At 69.1% G+C, this 17,774-nt stretch carries 16 protein-coding genes and 1 riboswitch; of the genes, 13 read left to right on the top strand and 3 right to left on the bottom strand.

Translation table 11 applies throughout. The features are described 5' to 3' along the window. Positions 1–62: 62 nt before the first annotated feature. From coxB to EDD90_RS39095, 4 genes are all read left to right on the top strand, one after another. Positions 63–1,025 (top strand): cytochrome c oxidase subunit II, encoded by a 963-nt coding sequence (coxB, locus tag EDD90_RS39080; RefSeq protein ID WP_123977816.1) that lies wholly within the window; start codon positions 63–65, stop codon positions 1,023–1,025. Continuing rightward, positions 1,022–2,752 (top strand): cytochrome c oxidase subunit I, encoded by a 1,731-nt coding sequence (gene ctaD / locus EDD90_RS39085; protein WP_123977817.1) that lies wholly within the window; start codon positions 1,022–1,024, stop codon positions 2,750–2,752. The genes coxB and ctaD overlap by 4 nt, the downstream gene beginning before the upstream one ends. Beyond that, positions 2,749–3,147: a cytochrome c oxidase subunit 4 gene (locus EDD90_RS39090; protein WP_123977818.1), complete on the top strand. Its 399-nt coding sequence runs from the start codon at positions 2,749–2,751 to the stop codon at positions 3,145–3,147. The genes ctaD and EDD90_RS39090 overlap by 4 nt, the downstream gene beginning before the upstream one ends. A 151-nt stretch (positions 3,148–3,298) precedes the next feature. Beyond that, on the top strand, positions 3,299–4,561 hold the full coding sequence (locus EDD90_RS39095) for an Ig-like domain-containing protein (RefSeq protein WP_123977819.1): 1,263 nt from the start codon (positions 3,299–3,301) through the stop codon (positions 4,559–4,561). Positions 4,562–4,683: 122 nt separating this feature from the next. Here EDD90_RS39095 and EDD90_RS39100 read toward each other — a convergent pair whose 3' ends face one another. Continuing rightward, entirely contained in the window at positions 4,684–5,085 is a 402-nt protein-coding gene (locus EDD90_RS39100) for a response regulator transcription factor (RefSeq protein WP_123977820.1), read from the bottom strand. Positions 5,086–5,263: 178 nt separating this feature from the next. Here EDD90_RS39100 and EDD90_RS39105 point away from each other — a divergent pair, with 178 nt between their 5' ends. The 7 genes from EDD90_RS39105 (at position 5,264) to EDD90_RS39135 (ending at position 14,907) form a co-directional block, all read left to right on the top strand. Further along, positions 5,264–5,884 carry a heme-copper oxidase subunit III gene (locus EDD90_RS39105; RefSeq protein WP_123977821.1) on the top strand — a complete coding sequence of 207 codons (621 nt, stop codon included), beginning with the start codon at positions 5,264–5,266 and terminating at the stop codon, positions 5,882–5,884. Positions 5,885–5,959: 75 nt separating this feature from the next. Continuing rightward, complete coding sequence (locus EDD90_RS39110; RefSeq protein WP_123977822.1) at positions 5,960–6,772, top strand: cytochrome c; 813 nt, start codon at positions 5,960–5,962, stop codon at positions 6,770–6,772. After that, positions 6,769–7,830, top strand: a complete 1,062-nt coding sequence (locus EDD90_RS39115) for a ubiquinol-cytochrome c reductase iron-sulfur subunit (protein WP_123977823.1) — start codon at positions 6,769–6,771, stop codon at positions 7,828–7,830. Before EDD90_RS39110 ends, EDD90_RS39115 begins: the two co-directional genes overlap by 4 nt. Beyond that, positions 7,827–9,467 carry a cytochrome bc complex cytochrome b subunit gene (locus EDD90_RS39120; protein ID WP_123977824.1) on the top strand — a complete coding sequence of 547 codons (1,641 nt, stop codon included), beginning with the start codon at positions 7,827–7,829 and terminating at the stop codon, positions 9,465–9,467. Before EDD90_RS39115 ends, EDD90_RS39120 begins: the two co-directional genes overlap by 4 nt. Before the next feature lie 132 nt (positions 9,468–9,599). Next, positions 9,600–10,664: an anthranilate phosphoribosyltransferase gene (gene trpD, locus EDD90_RS39125; RefSeq protein ID WP_123977825.1), complete on the top strand. Its 1,065-nt coding sequence runs from the start codon at positions 9,600–9,602 to the stop codon at positions 10,662–10,664. A 371-nt stretch (positions 10,665–11,035) separates the two neighbouring features. Continuing rightward, positions 11,036–11,152, top strand: a riboswitch (SAM riboswitch). Between the two features lie 166 nt (positions 11,153–11,318). After that, a complete protein-coding gene (locus EDD90_RS39130; protein WP_123977826.1) occupies positions 11,319–12,680 on the top strand; it encodes an aminotransferase class V-fold PLP-dependent enzyme in 1,362 nt (453 codons plus the stop codon). A 67-nt stretch (positions 12,681–12,747) separates the two neighbouring features. Continuing rightward, positions 12,748–14,907 carry a PQQ-binding-like beta-propeller repeat protein gene (locus EDD90_RS39135; protein ID WP_123977827.1) on the top strand — a complete coding sequence of 720 codons (2,160 nt, stop codon included), beginning with the start codon at positions 12,748–12,750 and terminating at the stop codon, positions 14,905–14,907. 13 nt (positions 14,908–14,920) lie between these two features. Here EDD90_RS39135 and EDD90_RS39140 read toward each other — a convergent pair whose 3' ends face one another. Further along, positions 14,921–15,202 carry an Lrp/AsnC family transcriptional regulator gene (locus EDD90_RS39140; RefSeq protein WP_123977828.1) on the bottom strand — a complete coding sequence of 94 codons (282 nt, stop codon included), beginning with the start codon at positions 15,200–15,202 and terminating at the stop codon, positions 14,921–14,923. After that, positions 15,199–15,942: a rhomboid family intramembrane serine protease gene (locus tag EDD90_RS39145; protein ID WP_123977829.1), complete on the bottom strand. Its 744-nt coding sequence runs from the start codon at positions 15,940–15,942 to the stop codon at positions 15,199–15,201. The genes EDD90_RS39140 and EDD90_RS39145 overlap by 4 nt, the downstream gene beginning before the upstream one ends. A 152-nt stretch (positions 15,943–16,094) precedes the next feature. On the opposite strand from EDD90_RS39145, the gene EDD90_RS39150 reads away from it, so the two are divergent. Both EDD90_RS39150 and EDD90_RS39155 read left to right on the top strand, forming a co-directional pair. Continuing rightward, positions 16,095–16,334: a hypothetical protein gene (locus EDD90_RS39150; RefSeq protein ID WP_123977830.1), complete on the top strand. Its 240-nt coding sequence runs from the start codon at positions 16,095–16,097 to the stop codon at positions 16,332–16,334. 40 nt (positions 16,335–16,374) lie between these two features. After that, positions 16,375–17,718, top strand: a complete 1,344-nt coding sequence (locus tag EDD90_RS39155) for an NYN domain-containing protein (RefSeq protein WP_123977831.1) — start codon at positions 16,375–16,377, stop codon at positions 17,716–17,718. Positions 17,719–17,774 lie beyond the last annotated feature (56 nt).

Here is a 17,774-nt window from a genome sequence, read left to right on the forward strand (position 1 = left end):
GCGACCGACCAGCGAGAAGGCCGCAGCCGAACCGCCGGGCGAGACTCTCGGGAAGGCGCTACGTGAGTCCCAACGGCTCCGACCGCTCGCCGCGGCGCCCGATGCGGCGGAAGCTGCTGCAGGCAATGACCGCGGGCCTGGTCCTTGCGACCGCTACCGGTTGCACATACAAGGACTTCCCCCGCCTTGGTATGCCCACCCCGACCACGGAAGAGGCTCCGCGGATCCTCTCCCTGTGGCAGGGCTCCTGGGCCGCCGCGCTCGCCGTCGGCGTGCTGGTGTGGGGTCTGATCATCTGGAGCGCCATCTTCCACCGGCGCAGCCGCACCAAGATCGAGGTCCCGGCACAGACCCGGTACAACATGCCGATCGAGGCGCTGTACACGGTGGTCCCGCTCATCATCGTCTCGGTGCTGTTCTACTTCACGGCGCGGGACGAGACGAAGCTCCTCAGCCTCACCGACAAGAAGCCCGACGTCACGGTCAACGTGGTCGGCTTCCAGTGGAGCTGGGGCTTCAACTACATCACGCCCGTCGACGGTGTCACCGGCGACGCGAAGACCGACCCGAACCTGAGCGCCATTCCGGACCGGTTCAAGAACGCGTTCCCGGCCGCCGCCGGCGGTGTCTACGACGTCGGTACGCCGGGCACGAAGAACCCGCAGACCGGCAACCCCGGTCCGACGCTCTGGCTCCCCAAGGGCGAGACCGTCCGCTTCGTCCTCACCTCGCGTGACGTCATCCACTCCTTCTGGGTGGTGCCGTTCCTGATGAAGATGGACGTCATCCCGGGTCACACCAACGCGTTCCAGGTGACTCCGAACCAGGAGGGCACCTTCCTCGGCAAGTGCGCCGAGCTCTGCGGCGTCGACCACTCCCGGATGCTGTTCAACGTGAAGGTCGTCTCCCCCGAGCGTTACCAGCAGCACCTCAAGGACCTCGCCAAGAAGGGGCAGACCGGTTACATTCCCGCCGGCATCGCGCAGACGAGCCACGAGAAGAACCGGGAGACGAACAACCTGTGAGCATCCTCAACGAACCCCAGGGTGCCGCGGCAGCTGAAGGCTCTTACGCAGATGAGCTGCCGGTCAGGCGCAAGCAGCCCGGCAACGTGGTCATCAAGTGGCTCACCACCACCGACCACAAGACCATCGGAACGCTGTATCTGGTCACGTCGTTCGCGTTCTTCCTGATCGGTGGAGTGATGGCGCTGCTCATGCGCGCCGAGCTCGCTCGCCCCGGTCTGCAGATCATGTCGAACGAACAGTTCAACCAGGCGTTCACGATGCACGGCACGATCATGCTGCTGATGTTCGCGACGCCGCTGTTCGCCGGCTTCACGAACTGGATCATGCCGCTCCAGATCGGCGCGCCGGACGTTGCCTTCCCGCGACTGAACATGTTCGCCTACTGGCTCTACCTGTTCGGTTCGACCATCGCTGTCGGCGGCTTCCTCACCCCGCAGGGTGCGGCCGACTTCGGCTGGTTCGCCTACTCCCCGCTGTCGGACGCGGTCCGTTCGCCGGGCATCGGCGCCGACATGTGGATCATGGGTCTGGCCTTCTCCGGCTTCGGCACCATCCTCGGTGCGGTCAACTTCATCACCACGATCATCTGCATGCGTGCGCCGGGCATGACCATGTTCCGCATGCCGATCTTCGTGTGGAACGTGCTGCTGACCGCCGTGCTGGTCCTGCTGGCCTTCCCCGTCCTCGCCGCCGCGCTGTTCGCGCTGGAGGCGGATCGGAAATTCGGGGCACATGTCTTCGACGCCGCAAACGGCGGAGCACTGCTCTGGCAACACCTCTTCTGGTTCTTCGGCCATCCAGAGGTGTACATCATCGCGCTGCCGTTCTTCGGCATCATCTCCGAGGTCATTCCGGTCTTCTCCCGTAAGCCGATGTTCGGCTACATGGGTCTGATCGCGGCCACCATCGCGATCGCCGGTCTGTCCGTGACGGTGTGGGCCCACCACATGTACGTCACCGGCGGTGTGCTGCTGCCGTTCTTCTCCTTCATGACCTTCCTGATCGCGGTACCGACCGGTGTGAAGTTCTTCAACTGGATCGGCACCATGTGGAAGGGATCGCTGTCCTTCGAGACACCGATGCTCTGGGCCACCGGCTTCCTGATCACCTTCACCTTCGGTGGTCTGACCGGTGTCATCCTGGCCTCGCCCCCGATGGACTTCCACGTCTCCGACTCGTACTTCGTGGTGGCCCACTTCCACTACGTGGTCTTCGGTACGGTCGTCTTCGCGATGTTCTCCGGCTTCCACTTCTGGTGGCCGAAGATGACGGGCAAGATGCTCGACGAGCGGCTCGGCAAGATCACCTTCTGGACGCTGTTCATCGGCTTCCACGGCACCTTCCTGGTGCAGCACTGGCTGGGTGCCGAGGGCATGCCGCGTCGTTACGCCGACTACCTGGCGGCCGACGGCTTCACCACGCTGAACACGATCTCGTCGATCAGCTCCTTCCTGCTCGGCCTGTCGATCCTGCCGTTCCTCTACAACGTGTGGAAGACGGCCAAGTACGGCAAGAAGGTCGAGGTCGACGACCCGTGGGGCTACGGCCGTTCGCTGGAGTGGGCGACCTCCTGCCCGCCGCCGCGGCACAACTTCCTCAACCTGCCGCGGATCCGCAGCGAATCCCCGGCGTTCGACCTGCACCACCCTGAGATCGCCGCCCTGGAGCAGCTGGAGCACGGTCACGCCGCCGCTGTCACGGGCAGCAAGGAGGCCGGCAAGTGAAGATCCAGGGCCGCATGTTCGTGTGGCTGAGCGTCTTCGTCCTCGCCATGGCGATCGTCTATGGCGTGTGGTCGAAGGAGGCGGCCGGTACCACGGCGCTCTTCATGGCCTTCGGCCTGTGCATCATGATCGGCTTCTACCTGGGCTTCACGGCCTCGCGGGTGGACGCCGGTGCCCAGGACAACAAGGAGGCCGACGTCGCGGACGAGGCCGGCGAGGTGGGCTTCTTCAGCCCGCACAGCTGGCAGCCGCTCGCCCTCGGTGTCGGTGGCGCGCTGGCCTTCCTCGGTGTAGCCGTCGGCTGGTGGCTGCTGTACTTCTCGGCGCCCATCATCCTGTTCGGTCTCTTCGGCTGGGTGTTCGAGTACTACCGCGGTGAGAACCGCACCCAGTAGGCATACGCCGAGCGCACCGGGAGCCCGGATCCTCCGTCAGGAGGGTCCGGGCTCCCGTCTTTCGCGCCTCAGGCCACCTTCGGTGCAGTGCCGGTCCCTCGTACGGGTGACCCACCGTGCCGGTACGGAAAACATCTCATAGCTTGACAATATGAGTCACTCTCCGTGCGCCCGTAACGTCGTCAGCTGCACCCTGCTGGTGATCGCCCTCGGAGTAGGCGTCACCGCCTGCCATTCGGGCGGCAATCCGCTGGCGGACAAGCCGTATGACGCGGCGGACCAGATCTCCTTCAGCGCCCCCACCGGTGAGGGGAAGCGGGCCGACCCGGACAAGCCCCTGGAGGTCGTCGCCAAGAACGACGACGACCGCATCACGGACGTCACGGCCGAGGACGCCACCGGTCGCCATGTGGCGGGCGAACTCGACGCCGACGGCCGTCGCTGGCACAGCACCTCCCCGCTGGCCGCCAACGCCCACTACACGGTCCAGATCAGCACGGAGGACGCGGACGGCGCACCCGGCCGCAAGGTCCTCACCTTCGACACCAGCATGCCCACCACCAAACAGCGGTTGAAGGTCACCTTCGGCCCCAAGTCGGGCGAGTACGGCGTAGGACAGCCCGTCACCGCCCAACTCGACCAGCCGGTCAAGGACAAGGCCCAGCGCGCCACCGTCGAGCGCGCCCTCAGGGTCGACTCCGTCCCCGCCGTGCAGGGCTCCTGGTACTGGGTGAGCGACAAGGAACTCCACTACCGCCCCATGGACTACTGGCCCGCCCACGCCACCATCCGGGTGCACAGCAACCTGGACGGCGTCAGGATCAGCGACCGCCTCTGGGGCGCCGCGGCCACGCCCGTCACGCTCACCACCGGCGACAAGCTCCTCGCCCTCACGGACGCCGGCGCCCACGAGATGACGGTCTACAAGAACGACAAAGTGATCAACACCATCCCGATCACCACGGGCAAACCCGGCTACGAGACCCGCAACGGTGTCAAGGTCGTACTGGAGAAGCAGTACTTCGTACGCATGAAGGGCACCACGGTCGGCATCGCCGAGGGCACCGCGGACTCGTACGACCTCCCGGTCTACTACGCCACCCGGGTCACCTGGTCAGGGGAGTACGTCCACGCCGCGCCCTGGTCGGTGGGTTCCCAGGGCTATGCCAACGTCAGTCACGGCTGCACCGGCATGAACACCTCGAACGCCGAGTGGTTCTTCGACACCTTCCGCCCGGGCGACCTGGTGAAGGTCGTCAACTCCAACGGCGCGGAGATGGAACACTTCGGCAACGGCTTCGGCGACTGGAACATCGCCTGGAAGGACTGGCGCAACGGCAGCGCCCTCGTCAACGCCACCCCGGACGGCCCGATTCCGCAGGATGCGGCGAGAGTGCAACCGGCCGCACTTTGAATCGCCTCCAGGGGCAGCAAACCCAGGGGCGCGGGGCGGTAGTCGATATGCGGCTACCGCCGCGTGGGCGCGACCAGCCACGAACGACCGGCACCCGCGCACTCACCGCGCCCCGCCGCCTCCTAGGCGCTCTGCAGCCTCTTCTGCCGCAGCAAAGACGCCAGCGCGGCCGCGAACTCCACCGGATCCACCGGCAGCGTCACAGCCGCGTCCGCACGGCTCCACGTAGCCAGCCACGCGTCCTGCGGCCGCCCGATCAGCACCAGCACCGGCGGGCAGTTGAAGATCTCGTCCTTGATCTGACGGCACACCCCCATGCCCCCCATGGGCACGGCCTCGCCGTCCAGGACGCACACATCGATCCCGCCCTTGTCCAGTTCGGCGATGACGGCCTGGGGCGTCGCGCACTCCAGGAACTCGACGAAGGGCACATCGGGAGCCGGCCGCCGGCCGGAGGCCAGCCGTACCTGCTCGCGGGTGTTGGAGTCGTCGCTGTAGACCAGCACCGTGGCGGTCGGCTGCATTGTTCCTCCGAGACGTCAGCGTCGTACGGACAGGACCGATGCGCCGGATGCTACTCCCATGAACACCTAGTCAACACCTGTTGGAACACCGCTTCGATGGGCCATCCGGGCACTACACACGGGGCGGACACTCCGAACGGCACCCCCCGGAGTGAGCGCGAGATAAGCGACCGACATAATGTCGGTCGTGGCGACAGCAACGACAGTAGAAACCGGGCACGCGCACCCGTCGGTCAACAGGCCGAACCTCACCAGCGTCGGAACCATCATCTGGCTGAGTTCCGAGCTGATGTTCTTCGCGGCCCTCTTCGCGATGTACTTCACCCTGCGATCGGTGACCGGCGAGGCGCACTGGAAGGAGATGGCGAGTCATCTCAACATCCCCTTCTCGGCGACCAACACCACGATCCTGGTGCTCTCCTCCCTCACCTGCCAGCTCGGCGTGTTCGCCGCCGAGCGCGGGGACGTGAAGAAGCTCCGGGGCTGGTTCATCGTCACCTTCATCATGGGTGCGATCTTCATCGGCGGTCAGATCTACGAGTACACGAGCCTGGTGAAGGAGGACGGCATCTCGCTCTCCTCCGACCCGTACGGTTCGGTGTTCTACCTGACCACCGGCTTCCACGGCATGCACGTGACGGGCGGCCTCATCGCCTTCCTGTTCGTCCTGGGGCGCACCTACGCGGCGAAGAGGTTCACACACGAGCAGGCGACCGCGGCCATCGTCGTGTCCTACTACTGGCACTTCGTCGATGTCGTCTGGATCGGCCTCTTCGCCACGATCTACCTGATCAAGTAGCCGGGCCGGCTCCACGCGCCGTAGAAGCGCACAACCGAAGCATCGACGCAGAAGATCCTGACACCGGGGTAATCCGTGAAAAAGCTCTCCGCACGACGACGCCATCCGCTGGCGGCGGTCGTCGTCCTACTCCTCGCGCTGGCATGCACAGGAGGGCTGTACGCCGCGTTCGCACCCGCGAGCAAGGCGCAGGCCGATGAAACGTCCCAGTCCCTGACCATCGAGGAGGGCAAGAAGCTCTACGCGGTCGGCTGCGCCAGCTGCCACGGCAAGGGTGGTCAGGGTTCGTCCGACGGCCCCAGCCTGGTGGGCGTGGGCGCCGCGGCCGTCGACTTCCAGGTCGGCACCGGCCGTATGCCGGCCGCCACCTCGCAGGGACCGCAGGTCGTCAAGAAGAAGAACATCTACACCCAGGCCCAGATCGACCAGCTCGCGGCGTTCATCGCCTCGCTGGGCGCCGGTCCTGCGGTGCCGACCAAGGACCTGTACGGTCCGGACGGTGCCGACATCGCCGCGGGTGGCGAGCTCTTCCGCACCAACTGCGCGCAGTGCCACAACTTCGTCGGCTCGGGTGGCGCGCTGACCAAGGGCAAGTTCGCGCCGGACCTGCAGGGCGTCGACCCGAAGCACATCTACGAGGCCATGCAGACGGGCCCGCAGAACATGCCGTCCTTCCCCGACACGACGCTGTCCGAGAAGAACAAGAAGGACATCATCGCGTACCTCGACTCGGTCAACAGCAGCAAGACGGTGAACCCCGGCGGTCTCAACCTGGGCGGCATCGGGCCGGTCAGCGAGGGTCTGTTCGCGTGGATCTTCGGTCTCGGTGCGCTGATCGCGGTCGCCGTCTGGGTCGCCGCTCGGACCGCAAAGGCCAAGAAGTCATGAGTAGCCAAGACATTCCAGAAGAGAACCTGCCTGCTGAGCAGGACCACCACGCGCACGGCGCCGTGAGCGTCGCGGACGAGAAGAACCCGTTCGCGGACCCGGGTCTGCCGCCCCACGAGCACCGGATCCAGGACATCGACGAGCGGGCCGCCAAGCGGTCCGAGCGCGTCGTGGCCATGCTGTTCACGGTGTCGATGCTGGCCACGGTCGGCTTCATCGCCTCCTATGTGACGATCCCGAAGGACAAGGCGATCTTCGTCTTCCCGATCGGTCACATCAGCGCGCTGAACTTCGCCCTGGGCCTGACCCTCGGTGCGGCGCTGTTCTGCATCGGCGCGGGCGCGGTCCACTGGGCCCGCACCCTGATGTCCGACGTGGAGGTCGCCGACGAGCGGCACGCCATCGCGGCCGAGCCGGAGGTCAAGGCCAAGGTCCTGGCCGACTTCAAGCAGGGCGCGAAGGAGTCGGCGATCGGCCGGCGCAAGCTGATCCGCAACACGATGTTCGGCGCGCTGACCCTGGTCCCGCTCTCCGGTGTCGTGCTGCTGCGCGACCTCGGCCCGCTGCCCGGCACCTCGCTGCGCCACACGGCGTGGTCGAAGGGCAAGCTGCTCGTCAACATGAACACCAACGAGCCGCTGCGTCCCTCCGACGTCGCCGTCGGCTCGCTGACGTTCGCCAAGCCCGAGGGCGTCGAGGAGTCCCAGGAGGACTTCCAGAACGTGATGGCGAAGGCGGCCCTGATGATCATCCGGCTGCAGCCGGACAACATCAAGGACAAGCGCGAGCTCGAGTGGTCGCACGAGGGCATCGTCGCCTACTCGAAGATCTGCACCCACGTGGGCTGCCCGATCTCGCTGTACGAGCAGCAGACCCACCACGTGCTCTGCCCGTGCCACCAGTCCACCTTCGACCTCTCCGACGGTGCCCGAGTGATCTTCGGCCCGGCCGGTCACGCCCTGCCGCAGCTGCGCATCGGTGTGAGCGAGGAGGGCTACCTCCAGGCGCTGGGCGACTTCGAGGAGCCCGTCGGTCCTGCCTTCTGGGAGCGCGGATGAGCACTAACGAGAACTCCGAGTCCCGCGACGAGCGCGGGAAGGCACCGGCCGGCGAGCGTGTAGCCGACTGGGCCGACGGACGGCTCGGGATCTACTCCCTGGCCAAGTCCAACATGCGCAAGATCTTCCCCGACCACTGGTCGTTCATGTTGGGCGAAGTGTGCATGTACAGCTTCATCATCATCATCCTGACGGGTGTGTATCTGACGCTGTTCTTCCACCCGTCGATGAACGAGGTGGAGTACCACGGCAGCTACGTCCCGCTCCAGGGTCAGCTGATGTCCGAGGCGTTCAACTCGACCCTGCACATCTCCTTCGACGTGCGCGGTGGTCTGCTCATCCGGCAGATCCACCACTGGGCCGCGCTGATCTTCCTCGCCGGCATGTTCGTGCACATGATGCGCGTGTTCTTCACGGGCGCGTTCCGCAAGCCGCGTGAGATCAACTGGCTGTTCGGCTTCCTGCTGTTCGTCCTGGGCATGTTCACCGGCTTCACCGGTTACTCGCTCCCGGACGACCTGCTCTCCGGCACCGGTGTCCGCTTCACCGAGGGCGCGATCCTGTCGATGCCGATCGTCGGCACCTACATCTCGTTCTTCCTCTTCGGTGGGCAGTTCCCCGGCCACGACTTCGTGGCCCGGTTCTACTCGATCCACATCCTGCTGCTGCCGGGCATCATGCTCGGCCTGATGGTGGGCCACCTGATCCTGGTCTTCTACCACAAGCACACGCAGTTCGCGGGCCCCGGAAAGAGCGAGAAGAACGTCGTCGGCATGCCGCTGCTGCCGGTCTACATGGCCAAGGCCGGAGGCTTCTTCTTCCTGGTCTTCGGTGTCATCGCGGCCATCGCGGCGACCACCCAGATCAACCCGATCTGGGCCATGGGCCCCTACCGTCCGGACCAGGTGTCCACCGGCGCCCAGCCCGACTGGTACATGGGCTTCGCCGAGGGTCTGATCCGGTACATGCCGGGCTGGGAGATCAACTTCTGGGGCCACACCCTGGTCCTGGGCGTCTTCATCCCGCTGGTCCTGTTCGGTCTGGTCCTCGCGGCCATCGCGGTCTACCCGTTCATCGAGTCCTGGGTCACCGGCGACAAGAGCGAGCATCACATCCTGGACCGCCCGCGCAACGCCCCGACCCGCACCGCCTTCGGTGTCGCCTGGGTGACCGTGTACATGGTGGGCCTGATCGGTGGTGGCAACGACCTCATCGCCACCCACTTCCACCTGTCGATCAACGACGTGACCTGGTTCGTCCGGATCTTCTTCTTCGCCGGACCGGTGATCGCGTTCATCGTCACCAAGCGCATCTGCCTCGGCCTGCAGCGCCGGGACAAGGAGAAGGTGCTGCACGGTCGCGAGACCGGCATCATCAAGCGGCTGCCGCACGGTGAGTTCATCGAGGTCCACGAGCCGCTCTCGCAGGAGCAGCTGCACACCCTCACGGCCCACCACCAGTACGAGCCGGCCCAGGTCGGTCCGGCGGTCGACGAGAACGGTGTCGAGCGCAAGATCAAGGGGTCCGAGAAGCTCCGCGCCAAGCTGAGCAACGCCTACTACGGCGAGGACAACCAGATCCCGAAGCCGTCCGTCGAGGAGTACAAGGAGATCACGAGCGGCCACGGCCACCACTGATCGACGCGTCGCCACGCCACAGCCGAAGGGCCCCCGTCCGTACACCGGACGGGGGCCCTTCGCGGTGCCCTGGGCTGGATAGGGTAGGCCTCACAGGCACCATTTCCCGGTACGACGATCAGGAGCGGCCTTATGAGCGCTGTGACCCCCGCTGGAGGCGACACCGCGGCGGGCCGTTCCTGGCCCGAGGTACTGAACGCGCTGCTGTACGGCAAGGACCAGAGCGCCGACGCGACGGCCTGGGCGATGGACCAGATCATGCGCGGCCAGGCGACCGACGCGCAGATCGCGGGCTTCGTCGTCGCCCTGCGGGCCAAGGGCGAGACGGTCGAGGAGATCAACGGGCTCGTCCGCACGATGTACGAGCACGCCAACGTCATCGAGGTGCCGGGCCGTACCGTCGACATCGTCGGTACCGGCGGTGACGGCGCGAAGACGGTGAACATCTCCACGATGTCGGCGCTGGTGGTGGCCGGCACGGGCGCGAAGGTCGTCAAGCACGGCAACCGCGCGGCCTCCTCCGCGTCCGGGGCCTCCGACGTCCTGGAGAAGCTGGGCGTCAACCTCGACCTGACCCCGCGGCGGGTCGCCGAGGTCGCCGAGGAGGCCGGCATCACCTTCTGCTTCGCCATCAAGTTCCACCCGGCGCTGCGGTACGTGGGCGCCGCGCGAGGCCAGCTGGGCATCCGCACGGTGTTCAACATCCTCGGCCCGCTGACCAACCCGGCGCGGGTGCGGGCCCAGGCGGTCGGCGTCGCGGACCCGCGCATGGCCCCCGTGGTCGCCGGCGTCTTCGCGGAACGCGGCAACTCCTCCCTGGTCTTCCGCGGCGACGACGGCCTCGACGAACTGACGACGACCGCCACGTCCCACGTCTGGATCGTCCGCGACGGCAAGGTCACGGAGGAGACCTTCGACCCGAGGGACGTCGGCATCGACCTGGTCCCGGTGGAGGCGCTCAGGGGCGGCGACCCGTCGTACAACGCGGAGGTCGCCCGCAGACTCCTGGACGGCGAGACGGGCCCCGTGCGCGACGCGGTACTGCTGAACTCGGCGGCCGCCCTGGTGGCCCTGGACCCGGGCGCCGGGACCCTCGCCGAACAGCTCCGCGCCGGCATGGACCGGGCGGCGGAGTCCATCGACTCGGGCGCGGCCAAGCGAGCGCTGGAGCGCTGGGCGGCGGCGACGCACAACTAGGAGGCCGGGGTCGGTGTCCGACGCCGCCGGACACCACCGCGGCGGGGGATTTTCGAGCGGCGGTGCGCTGTGGAGTGCCGCCGCGGCCGGTTCGGTACCGCCGGTCTCCGCCGTCGTGGCTGATCGCCGTGGCGGCGGGAAATAAGGACGGGCGTCGGCGCGGCGTAGGGACAGGGCAGGCGTCGGCGCGTCGGGGATCGCTGTGCGGCCGGCTCTTGGCGGCCTTCCTCGCCGCTCGTTCCTTCCGCCGCGACGGCGCGCAACCACGTACTGCCTTTCCGGCGGTGCCGGGCCGGCCGGGCCCCCGTCCCCGTCCCGTCATCCGGACAGGAGTTGCGCGGTGGCGATCACTTCCCATACGTTTCCATCCAGGTCATGAGTGACAGTCATGAGGCCCCGGCCGACTGTCCGGCAACCCTCCGTCCGTGGCGGGGTGCCCCGGGTGAAGACCAGGTCGTAGGCAGCGAGGTCTACGGCAAGCGCGGACCCCTCGACACACCAGGGGTCCTGGTCGTACGAGGGAGCCTTCTGTGAGCAAGCGAATGCGATAGGGCGTCGAGCCCCGCCTCCGCGTACCCCTTTTTTCGCCCTTCCCCGTGCCGTCGACACACCGTCCGGCACGGCGGTTCCGCGCACCCTCACAGGAGTTCCGCCATGTCCGTCTCCACCGCTGCCTCCGCCCAGACCGTTTGTGCCCCGTTGCCCGTTCTGGGACGGGATGTCACCGTCCCGCTCGTCACCGGCGGCGAGGTCACCTACGCCGCCCTCGACTACGCGGCGAGCGCCCCCGCCCTCCAGCGGGTCTGGGACGACGTGGCGGCGTACGCTCCCTACTACGGCAGCGTCCACCGCGGCGCCGGCTACCTCTCCCAGCTGTCCACGGACCTCTTCGAGAACGCCCGCCGGACCGTCGCCGGGTTCCTCGACTGCCGCCCCGACGACCAGCTGGTCTTCACCCGCTCGACGACGGACTCCCTGAACCTCCTGGCCCGCGCCCTCCCCGCCGACTGCCAGGTCTTCGTCTTCGAGACCGAGCACCACGCCTCCCTGCTGCCCTGGCAGGACGCCCGGGTCACCTACCTCAACGCCCCGCGCACCCCGCGGCAGGCGGTGGAGACCCTGGAGCGCGCGCTGGCCGACCGCGACCCGTACGGTCCGGCCCTGGTCTGTGTCACCGGCGCCTCCAACGTCACCGGCGAGCTGTGGCCCGTACCGGAACTCGCGGCCGCCGCCCACGCCCACGGCGCCCGGATCGTCCTGGACGCCGCCCAGCTGGCCCCCCACCACCCGGTGTCCGTGCAGGACCTGGACGTCGACTGGATCGCGTTCTCCGGCCACAAGCTGTACGCCCCCTTCGGCTCCGGCGTCCTGGCCGGCCGCGCCGACTGGCTGCAGGCGGCCGAGCCGTACCTCGCGGGCGGCGGCGCCAGCCGCAAGGTGACCCGGCGCGAGGACGGGGGAGTGGCCGTGGAGTGGCACGAGAGCGCCGCCCGGCACGAGGCCGGCTCGCCCAACGTCATCGGCGCCTACTCCATCGCCTCCGCCTGCAAGGCGCTGACCGAGGCCGGCTTCGACACCCTGGTCGCCCGCGAGCGGTACCTGATCGAGAAGGTGCGGTCCGGTCTGGCCGAGGTCCCGGAAGTCCGGATCCTCTCCCTCTTCGGCGACGACGCCCCGCGCGTCGGTGTCATCTCCTTCGTCGTCGAGGGCTGGAACAGCTCCCACTTCGCCGCCGCCCTCTCCGCCGAGTACGGCATCGGCGTCCGCGACGGCCTCTTCTGCGCCCACCCGCTGGTCCGCACCCTGCTCGGCTCCGACCCCCAGACCCAGGGCGAGTGCGGGGCACCGGAGGCGGCACCGGGCGAGAAGTCCCTGAACGCGATCCGGGTGAGCTTCGGCGCCGGCACGCCGGACGAGCACGTCGAGCGCTTCGTCAACGCGGTGAAGGAACTCGTCCGCAATGGCGCGAAGTGGAACTACCGTACGGAAGACGGCCGTTGCGTACCGGCCGTCTGACGTACTGAAGCCCGGCCGCGCGTATACGCTCCCCTCGGCGGCGCTACGGAGGGCAGGGGAGCACGGGGTGCAGGAGCTGCGGGACACGGATCCTCGGACCGTCGGCCCCTACGAGGTCCGGGGCAGACTCGGATCCGGCGGCATGGGCGAGGTGTACCTCGCCGAGGCACGCGGTGGTCTGCGGCTCGCGGTGAAGGTGGTGCGGGCCGAGTACGCGGAGGACCGCACCTTCCGGGCCCGGTTCCGGCACGAGGTGCGGGCCGCGCAGACCGTCGGCGGGGCGGGGACCTACACCGCGCGGGTCGTGGACGCGGACACCGAGGCGTCCCGGCCGTGGATGGCAACCGAATACGTGGACGGGCCGAACCTGCGGGACGCGATCCTCGACGGCGGCCCCCTGCCCGGCGACGCGGTACGGCTGCTCGCGGCCGCGCTCGCCGAGGCACTGGCCGCGATCCATGCCAAGGGCCTGGTGCACCGGGACCTCAAGCCCTCCAACATCCTGCTGGCGGCGGACGGCCCCCGGGTCATCGACTTCGGCATCGTCCGGGCCCTGGAGGGGACGGCGCTGACCCGGACCGGGGTGATCGTCGGGTCGGTCGGCTATGTCTCGCCCGAGCAGATCCGCAACGGCGCCCGGGTGGGACCCGCCAGTGACGTCTTCTCGCTGGGCGCGGTCCTCGCGTACGCCGCCGGCGGGCGGGAGCCCTTCGGCGAGGGCCAGGACTCGGTCGTACTGCTGCGGATCCTGACCGGGGACGTCGACCTGTCCGCCGTACCGAAGGACCAGCTGGCGCTCGTGGAGTCGTGTCTGCGCGACGATCCCGGGGCGCGGCCGACACCCGCCGGCGTGGTCGCGGCGGCGGGGCACACGGCGGACAGCCTGCGCCAGGGGCTGCGGGCGGGCTGGTACACGGGCGGCCCGCGGACGGAGCAGGGAACCGCGGCCGGCGGCGCGCGCTGGATGCCGGAGCACGGCTCGGGGGAGCGGGACAGCCGGGTCGAGTACATGGCGCCGGTGACGGTCACGGACGCGGACGCGGACACGGACACCTCGGACCCCGCCCCGCCCTCCCGGCGACGCCTGCTGGCGACCCTGGCGGGCGGTACGGCACTCGTGGCGGCCGGGGGCGTCGGCGGGTGGCTGTGGCTGCGGGACTCCTCCGGGAGCACGGGCCCGGTGGTGCGGGGAGAGAGCGGAGGCAAGGGCACGCTCTCGTCGGCGGCGGCCGAGGTGGGCTGGCAGTGCCGGGTCCAGGGGCTCGGCGGCCGGCGCGGCCCGTGCGCGGCGGTGTCGCCGGACGGGCGCCTGGTGTACGTCGGCGGGGCGGACGGCTCGCTGCACGGGCTGGAGCTGAACGGCCGTCCCCTCTGGAGCACCCCGCTGGGCGGCCCGGTGATGTCCCCGCTCGCCACCGCCGACGGCGCGTACTGCCTGCTCTTCGACGACCGGGAGGGCTCCACCAGGCTCTGTGCGCTCGGCCGGGACGGCAGGGTGCGCTGGACGCGGCCGCTCGCCGGGAGCAGCCAGTTCCCGGTGGCCGCGGGCGACCTGGTCCTGGTGTCCTACGGCCCGACGGACGCGGGCGGGGTGCGCGCCTACACTCCCGACGGCGGCGTGGCCTGGTCCACACCGACCGGGCCCGCGCCCACCGCCGAGCCCATGGTGGCGGGCGGAGTGGTGTACGTCGGTACGTTCGGGGACCGGCTGCAGGCCCTGGACGCGAGGACCGGGAAACGGCTCTGGGCGACGGCCGCCGGCAGCGACACCGGCCGGCCCACGCCGGTCGGGGACGTCCTGGTGGTCGGGTCGGGCGGCGAGCAGATGCTGCACGGCATCAGCCGGGCGGGCAAGGCGCTCTGGCACCAGGCCGGCAACGAACTGCCGAGTGCGAGCCGCTATTTCACCAGCGTGGCCTTCGGCGGCCTGGCCGTCACCGCGGGCACCTTCGAGCTGTTCGCCCTGGACCCGGCCGACGGATCGAAGGCGTGGACCTTCGCGCTCACCGACGAGGGCACCCAGTACAGCGACCCCACGGTCGCGGGCGACACCCTCTACGTACGCCAGGGCTCGACGCTCTACGGCGTGAACCGCAAGGGCAGGCGCACCTGGCGGAAGCGCGTCGAGGGCGGGGCGTCCGTCGGCACCCAGAGCCCGGTCGTCCGCGACGGCCGCATCTACGTCGCGACCGCCGACGGCATCACCGTCCTCGCCCTCGGGGACTAGGGCCTGCCCTGCCCTAGCTGTCCAGCCCGATGGCGAACGCGGCCTCCAGGTCGTGCTGGGAGTACGTGCGGAACGCGACGTGCGTGTCCGTCGCCTCCACGCCCTGGATCTTGCTGATCCGCCCGGGGATGACCTCCGCCAGGTCCTCGTGCTGCTGGACCCGGACCATGGCGATCAGGTCGTACGTACCGGTGACGGAGAAGACCTCGCTGACACTCTCCAGCCCGGCGATCTGTTCCGCGATCTCGGGGATCCGGTCCACGCTGGTCTTGATGAGGACGATCGCGGTGATCACGGCTGGTTCTCTCCCTCGGGTGCCGGGGCTCGGGCGGTCCTCACTTTAGTCCTACGGCCGTAGCGGACCCACGCGTAGCCGAAGCCGAGCCCGAAACCGACGAGGTGGGCGAGGTAGGCCACGCCCGGTCCGGCGGGGGCCTGCCCCAGGGCCAGCCACTGCAGCGCCGCCCAGAACGGGAGCACCACCCAGGCCGGGAAACGCAGGGGCAGGAAGAAGAGGAAGGGGAGAAGACTGGTCACGCGAGCGCTGGGGAACAGGTACAGGAACGCTCCGAGGACCGCCGAGATCGCCCCGGAGGCCCCCACCAGCGACTGCTGGGAGGCGGCATTGGCGGCCGCGTAGCCGAGCAGCGCGAGATAGCCGCAGCCGACGTAGAAGAAGGTGAACGCCACGCGGCCCATCCGCTCCTCCGTCATCGCCCCGAAGACGAAGAGGAAGAGCATGTTGCCGAGCAGGTGCACCCAGCTGCCGTGGATGAACAGCGCCGTGGCCGGGGTGAGCGCCTCCCGCGCCGGGCCGTCGAACAGCTCGGCGGGGACCACCCCCCAGTGGCGGAAATACGCCCGCTGGGCGGCGGCCAGGGTCTCCCCGGTGCCGTAGGACGGCGTCAGGCCGGAAGCGGGGCCGAGTACGAAGATCAGGCAGCACACGGCGATGAGGGTGTACGTCATGGGCGCCGACGTGTTCCTCAGGCTCCGCAGGGCCCGGCCGGCCGTCGTGTTCCAGTTGCCGATCATGGACATAGAGCATGGCGTAACGGGACGCACCGGCGCAGATCGCCTCGCCGCCGTGGACAGGCGGGCGTCGAGTACCCGCCAGGCCGTAGGGTTACGAGCCACACGCGTCGGGACGGCGCGTCACGGACACTAGAAGGAAGCGAACAGTCACGATGACGGTTCCCCTGCCGACCGCCACGACGCGGTGGCGCTGCACCCTCTGCGGCAACCTCACGCGCTTCGACGTGACCCGCTCGTCGAAGGTCGTCGAGTACGTGCACCTCGACCTGGCCGGGGAGGCCAAGGTCGAGGAGCGCGAGGTGGTCAGTGAGACCATCGAGTCGGTGCGCTGCCGCTGGTGCAACGCGGTGGACCAGGTGGAACTCGTGGACAGGCCGGGCGCCGACTCCTGAGACCGGGAGGCGGCCCCGCACAGGTGATGGGGTGTGACGGATGGTGGAGACCACAGGCGGGGGGCCGGGCGACGGCACCGCCGAGGTGCTTGACCGTCCGTTGCCCGACGGCGTGCGACGGCGGGTCGTACAGATCGTGTCGGAGGGCTTCGGCGGGCTGACGATCGCCGAACTCCCCGCACAGCTGCGGCAGTATGCGCGCTTCGCCCCGAACCGTCGGGCCAAGTTCGCCGGGAACGCGATGGCGGCCGCGCTGGAGACGGACACCCTCTTCCGGCAGCGGATCGGGGAGAAGCTGAGAGAGGCCCAGCCGGAACTCGCCGGCGCCCTCGACTCCGGCTCCCCGCCCCCGGCCGCGGACCCGCTCGATGTGGCGGCCGCGGCCTATGTACTGCGTCCCACGGGCTGGGTGAAGCTCGTCGCGGCGGCCGGTGAGGAGGCCCAGCGGGCCGACGCCGAGCGCGCCGACGAGGAGAGCCGCGCCGAGCTGGAGCGGCTGCACGAGGAGCTCGACCGGGCGCGGGAGCAGATCCGTTCCGAGACGGAGCGGCTGCGCGTCGAGCTGGACGCGGCGAAGAAGGAGGCGGACTCGCTGCACCGCAAGCTCCGTGCCGCCCTCAGTGACGTCAAGCGCGGCGAGGCCGCCCTGCGCAAGCTGCAGGGCGAGATGGAGGCGGGGCGGGCCGAGGGGCAGGCCCAGGTGTCCGCCGCCGAGAGCGAGAGCCGGCGGCTCAAGGCCCGGCTCGGCGAGGTCGAGGCCGCCCTGGAGGCCAGCCGCCGGGCCGCCCGCGAGGGACGCAGCCTCGAGGACATGCGGCTGCGGCTGCTGCTCGACACCGTCCTCGACTCGGCCCAGGGGCTGCGCCGCGAACTGGCGTTGCCGCCGGTGTCGATGCGGCCGGCCGACACCGTGGACGCGGTCGAACCGGGACGGATGACCCCGAAGGACATCGCCGCCCGTGCGCTGTCCGAGCATGATCCCGCCATCCTCGATCAGCTGCTCGCCCTGCCGCAGGCGCACCTGGTCGTCGACGGCTACAACGTGACCAAGACCGGTTATCCGCAGATGCCGCTGGAGAAGCAGCGGCTACGGTTGCTCGGTCAGCTCTCCCAGCTCGCCGCGCAGACCGGCGCGGAGGTCACGTGTGTCTTCGACGGTGCCGAACTGGTCGCGCCGGTGCTGCTCGCCCCGCCGCGCGGCGTCCGGGTGCTGTTCTCGAAGCCGGGTGTCACGGCGGACGAGCTGATCCGTCAGCTGGTGCGTGCCGAGCCGCCGGGCCGTCCGGTGATCGTCGCCTCGACCGACCGCGAGGTCGCCGACGGGGTCGCCAAGGCGGGTGCCCGACCGGTGGCTTCTGCGATGCTTCTGAAGCGATTGTCCTGAACGTTGAATTCGCATACTCAATGCCCGAATTGACCGGTGCGTCGAGCAACGTTGGG

Source organism: Streptomyces sp. Ag109_O5-1 (assembly GCF_003814875.1).
GTDB classification, from domain to species: Bacteria; Actinomycetota; Actinomycetes; order Streptomycetales; family Streptomycetaceae; genus Streptomyces; species Streptomyces sasae.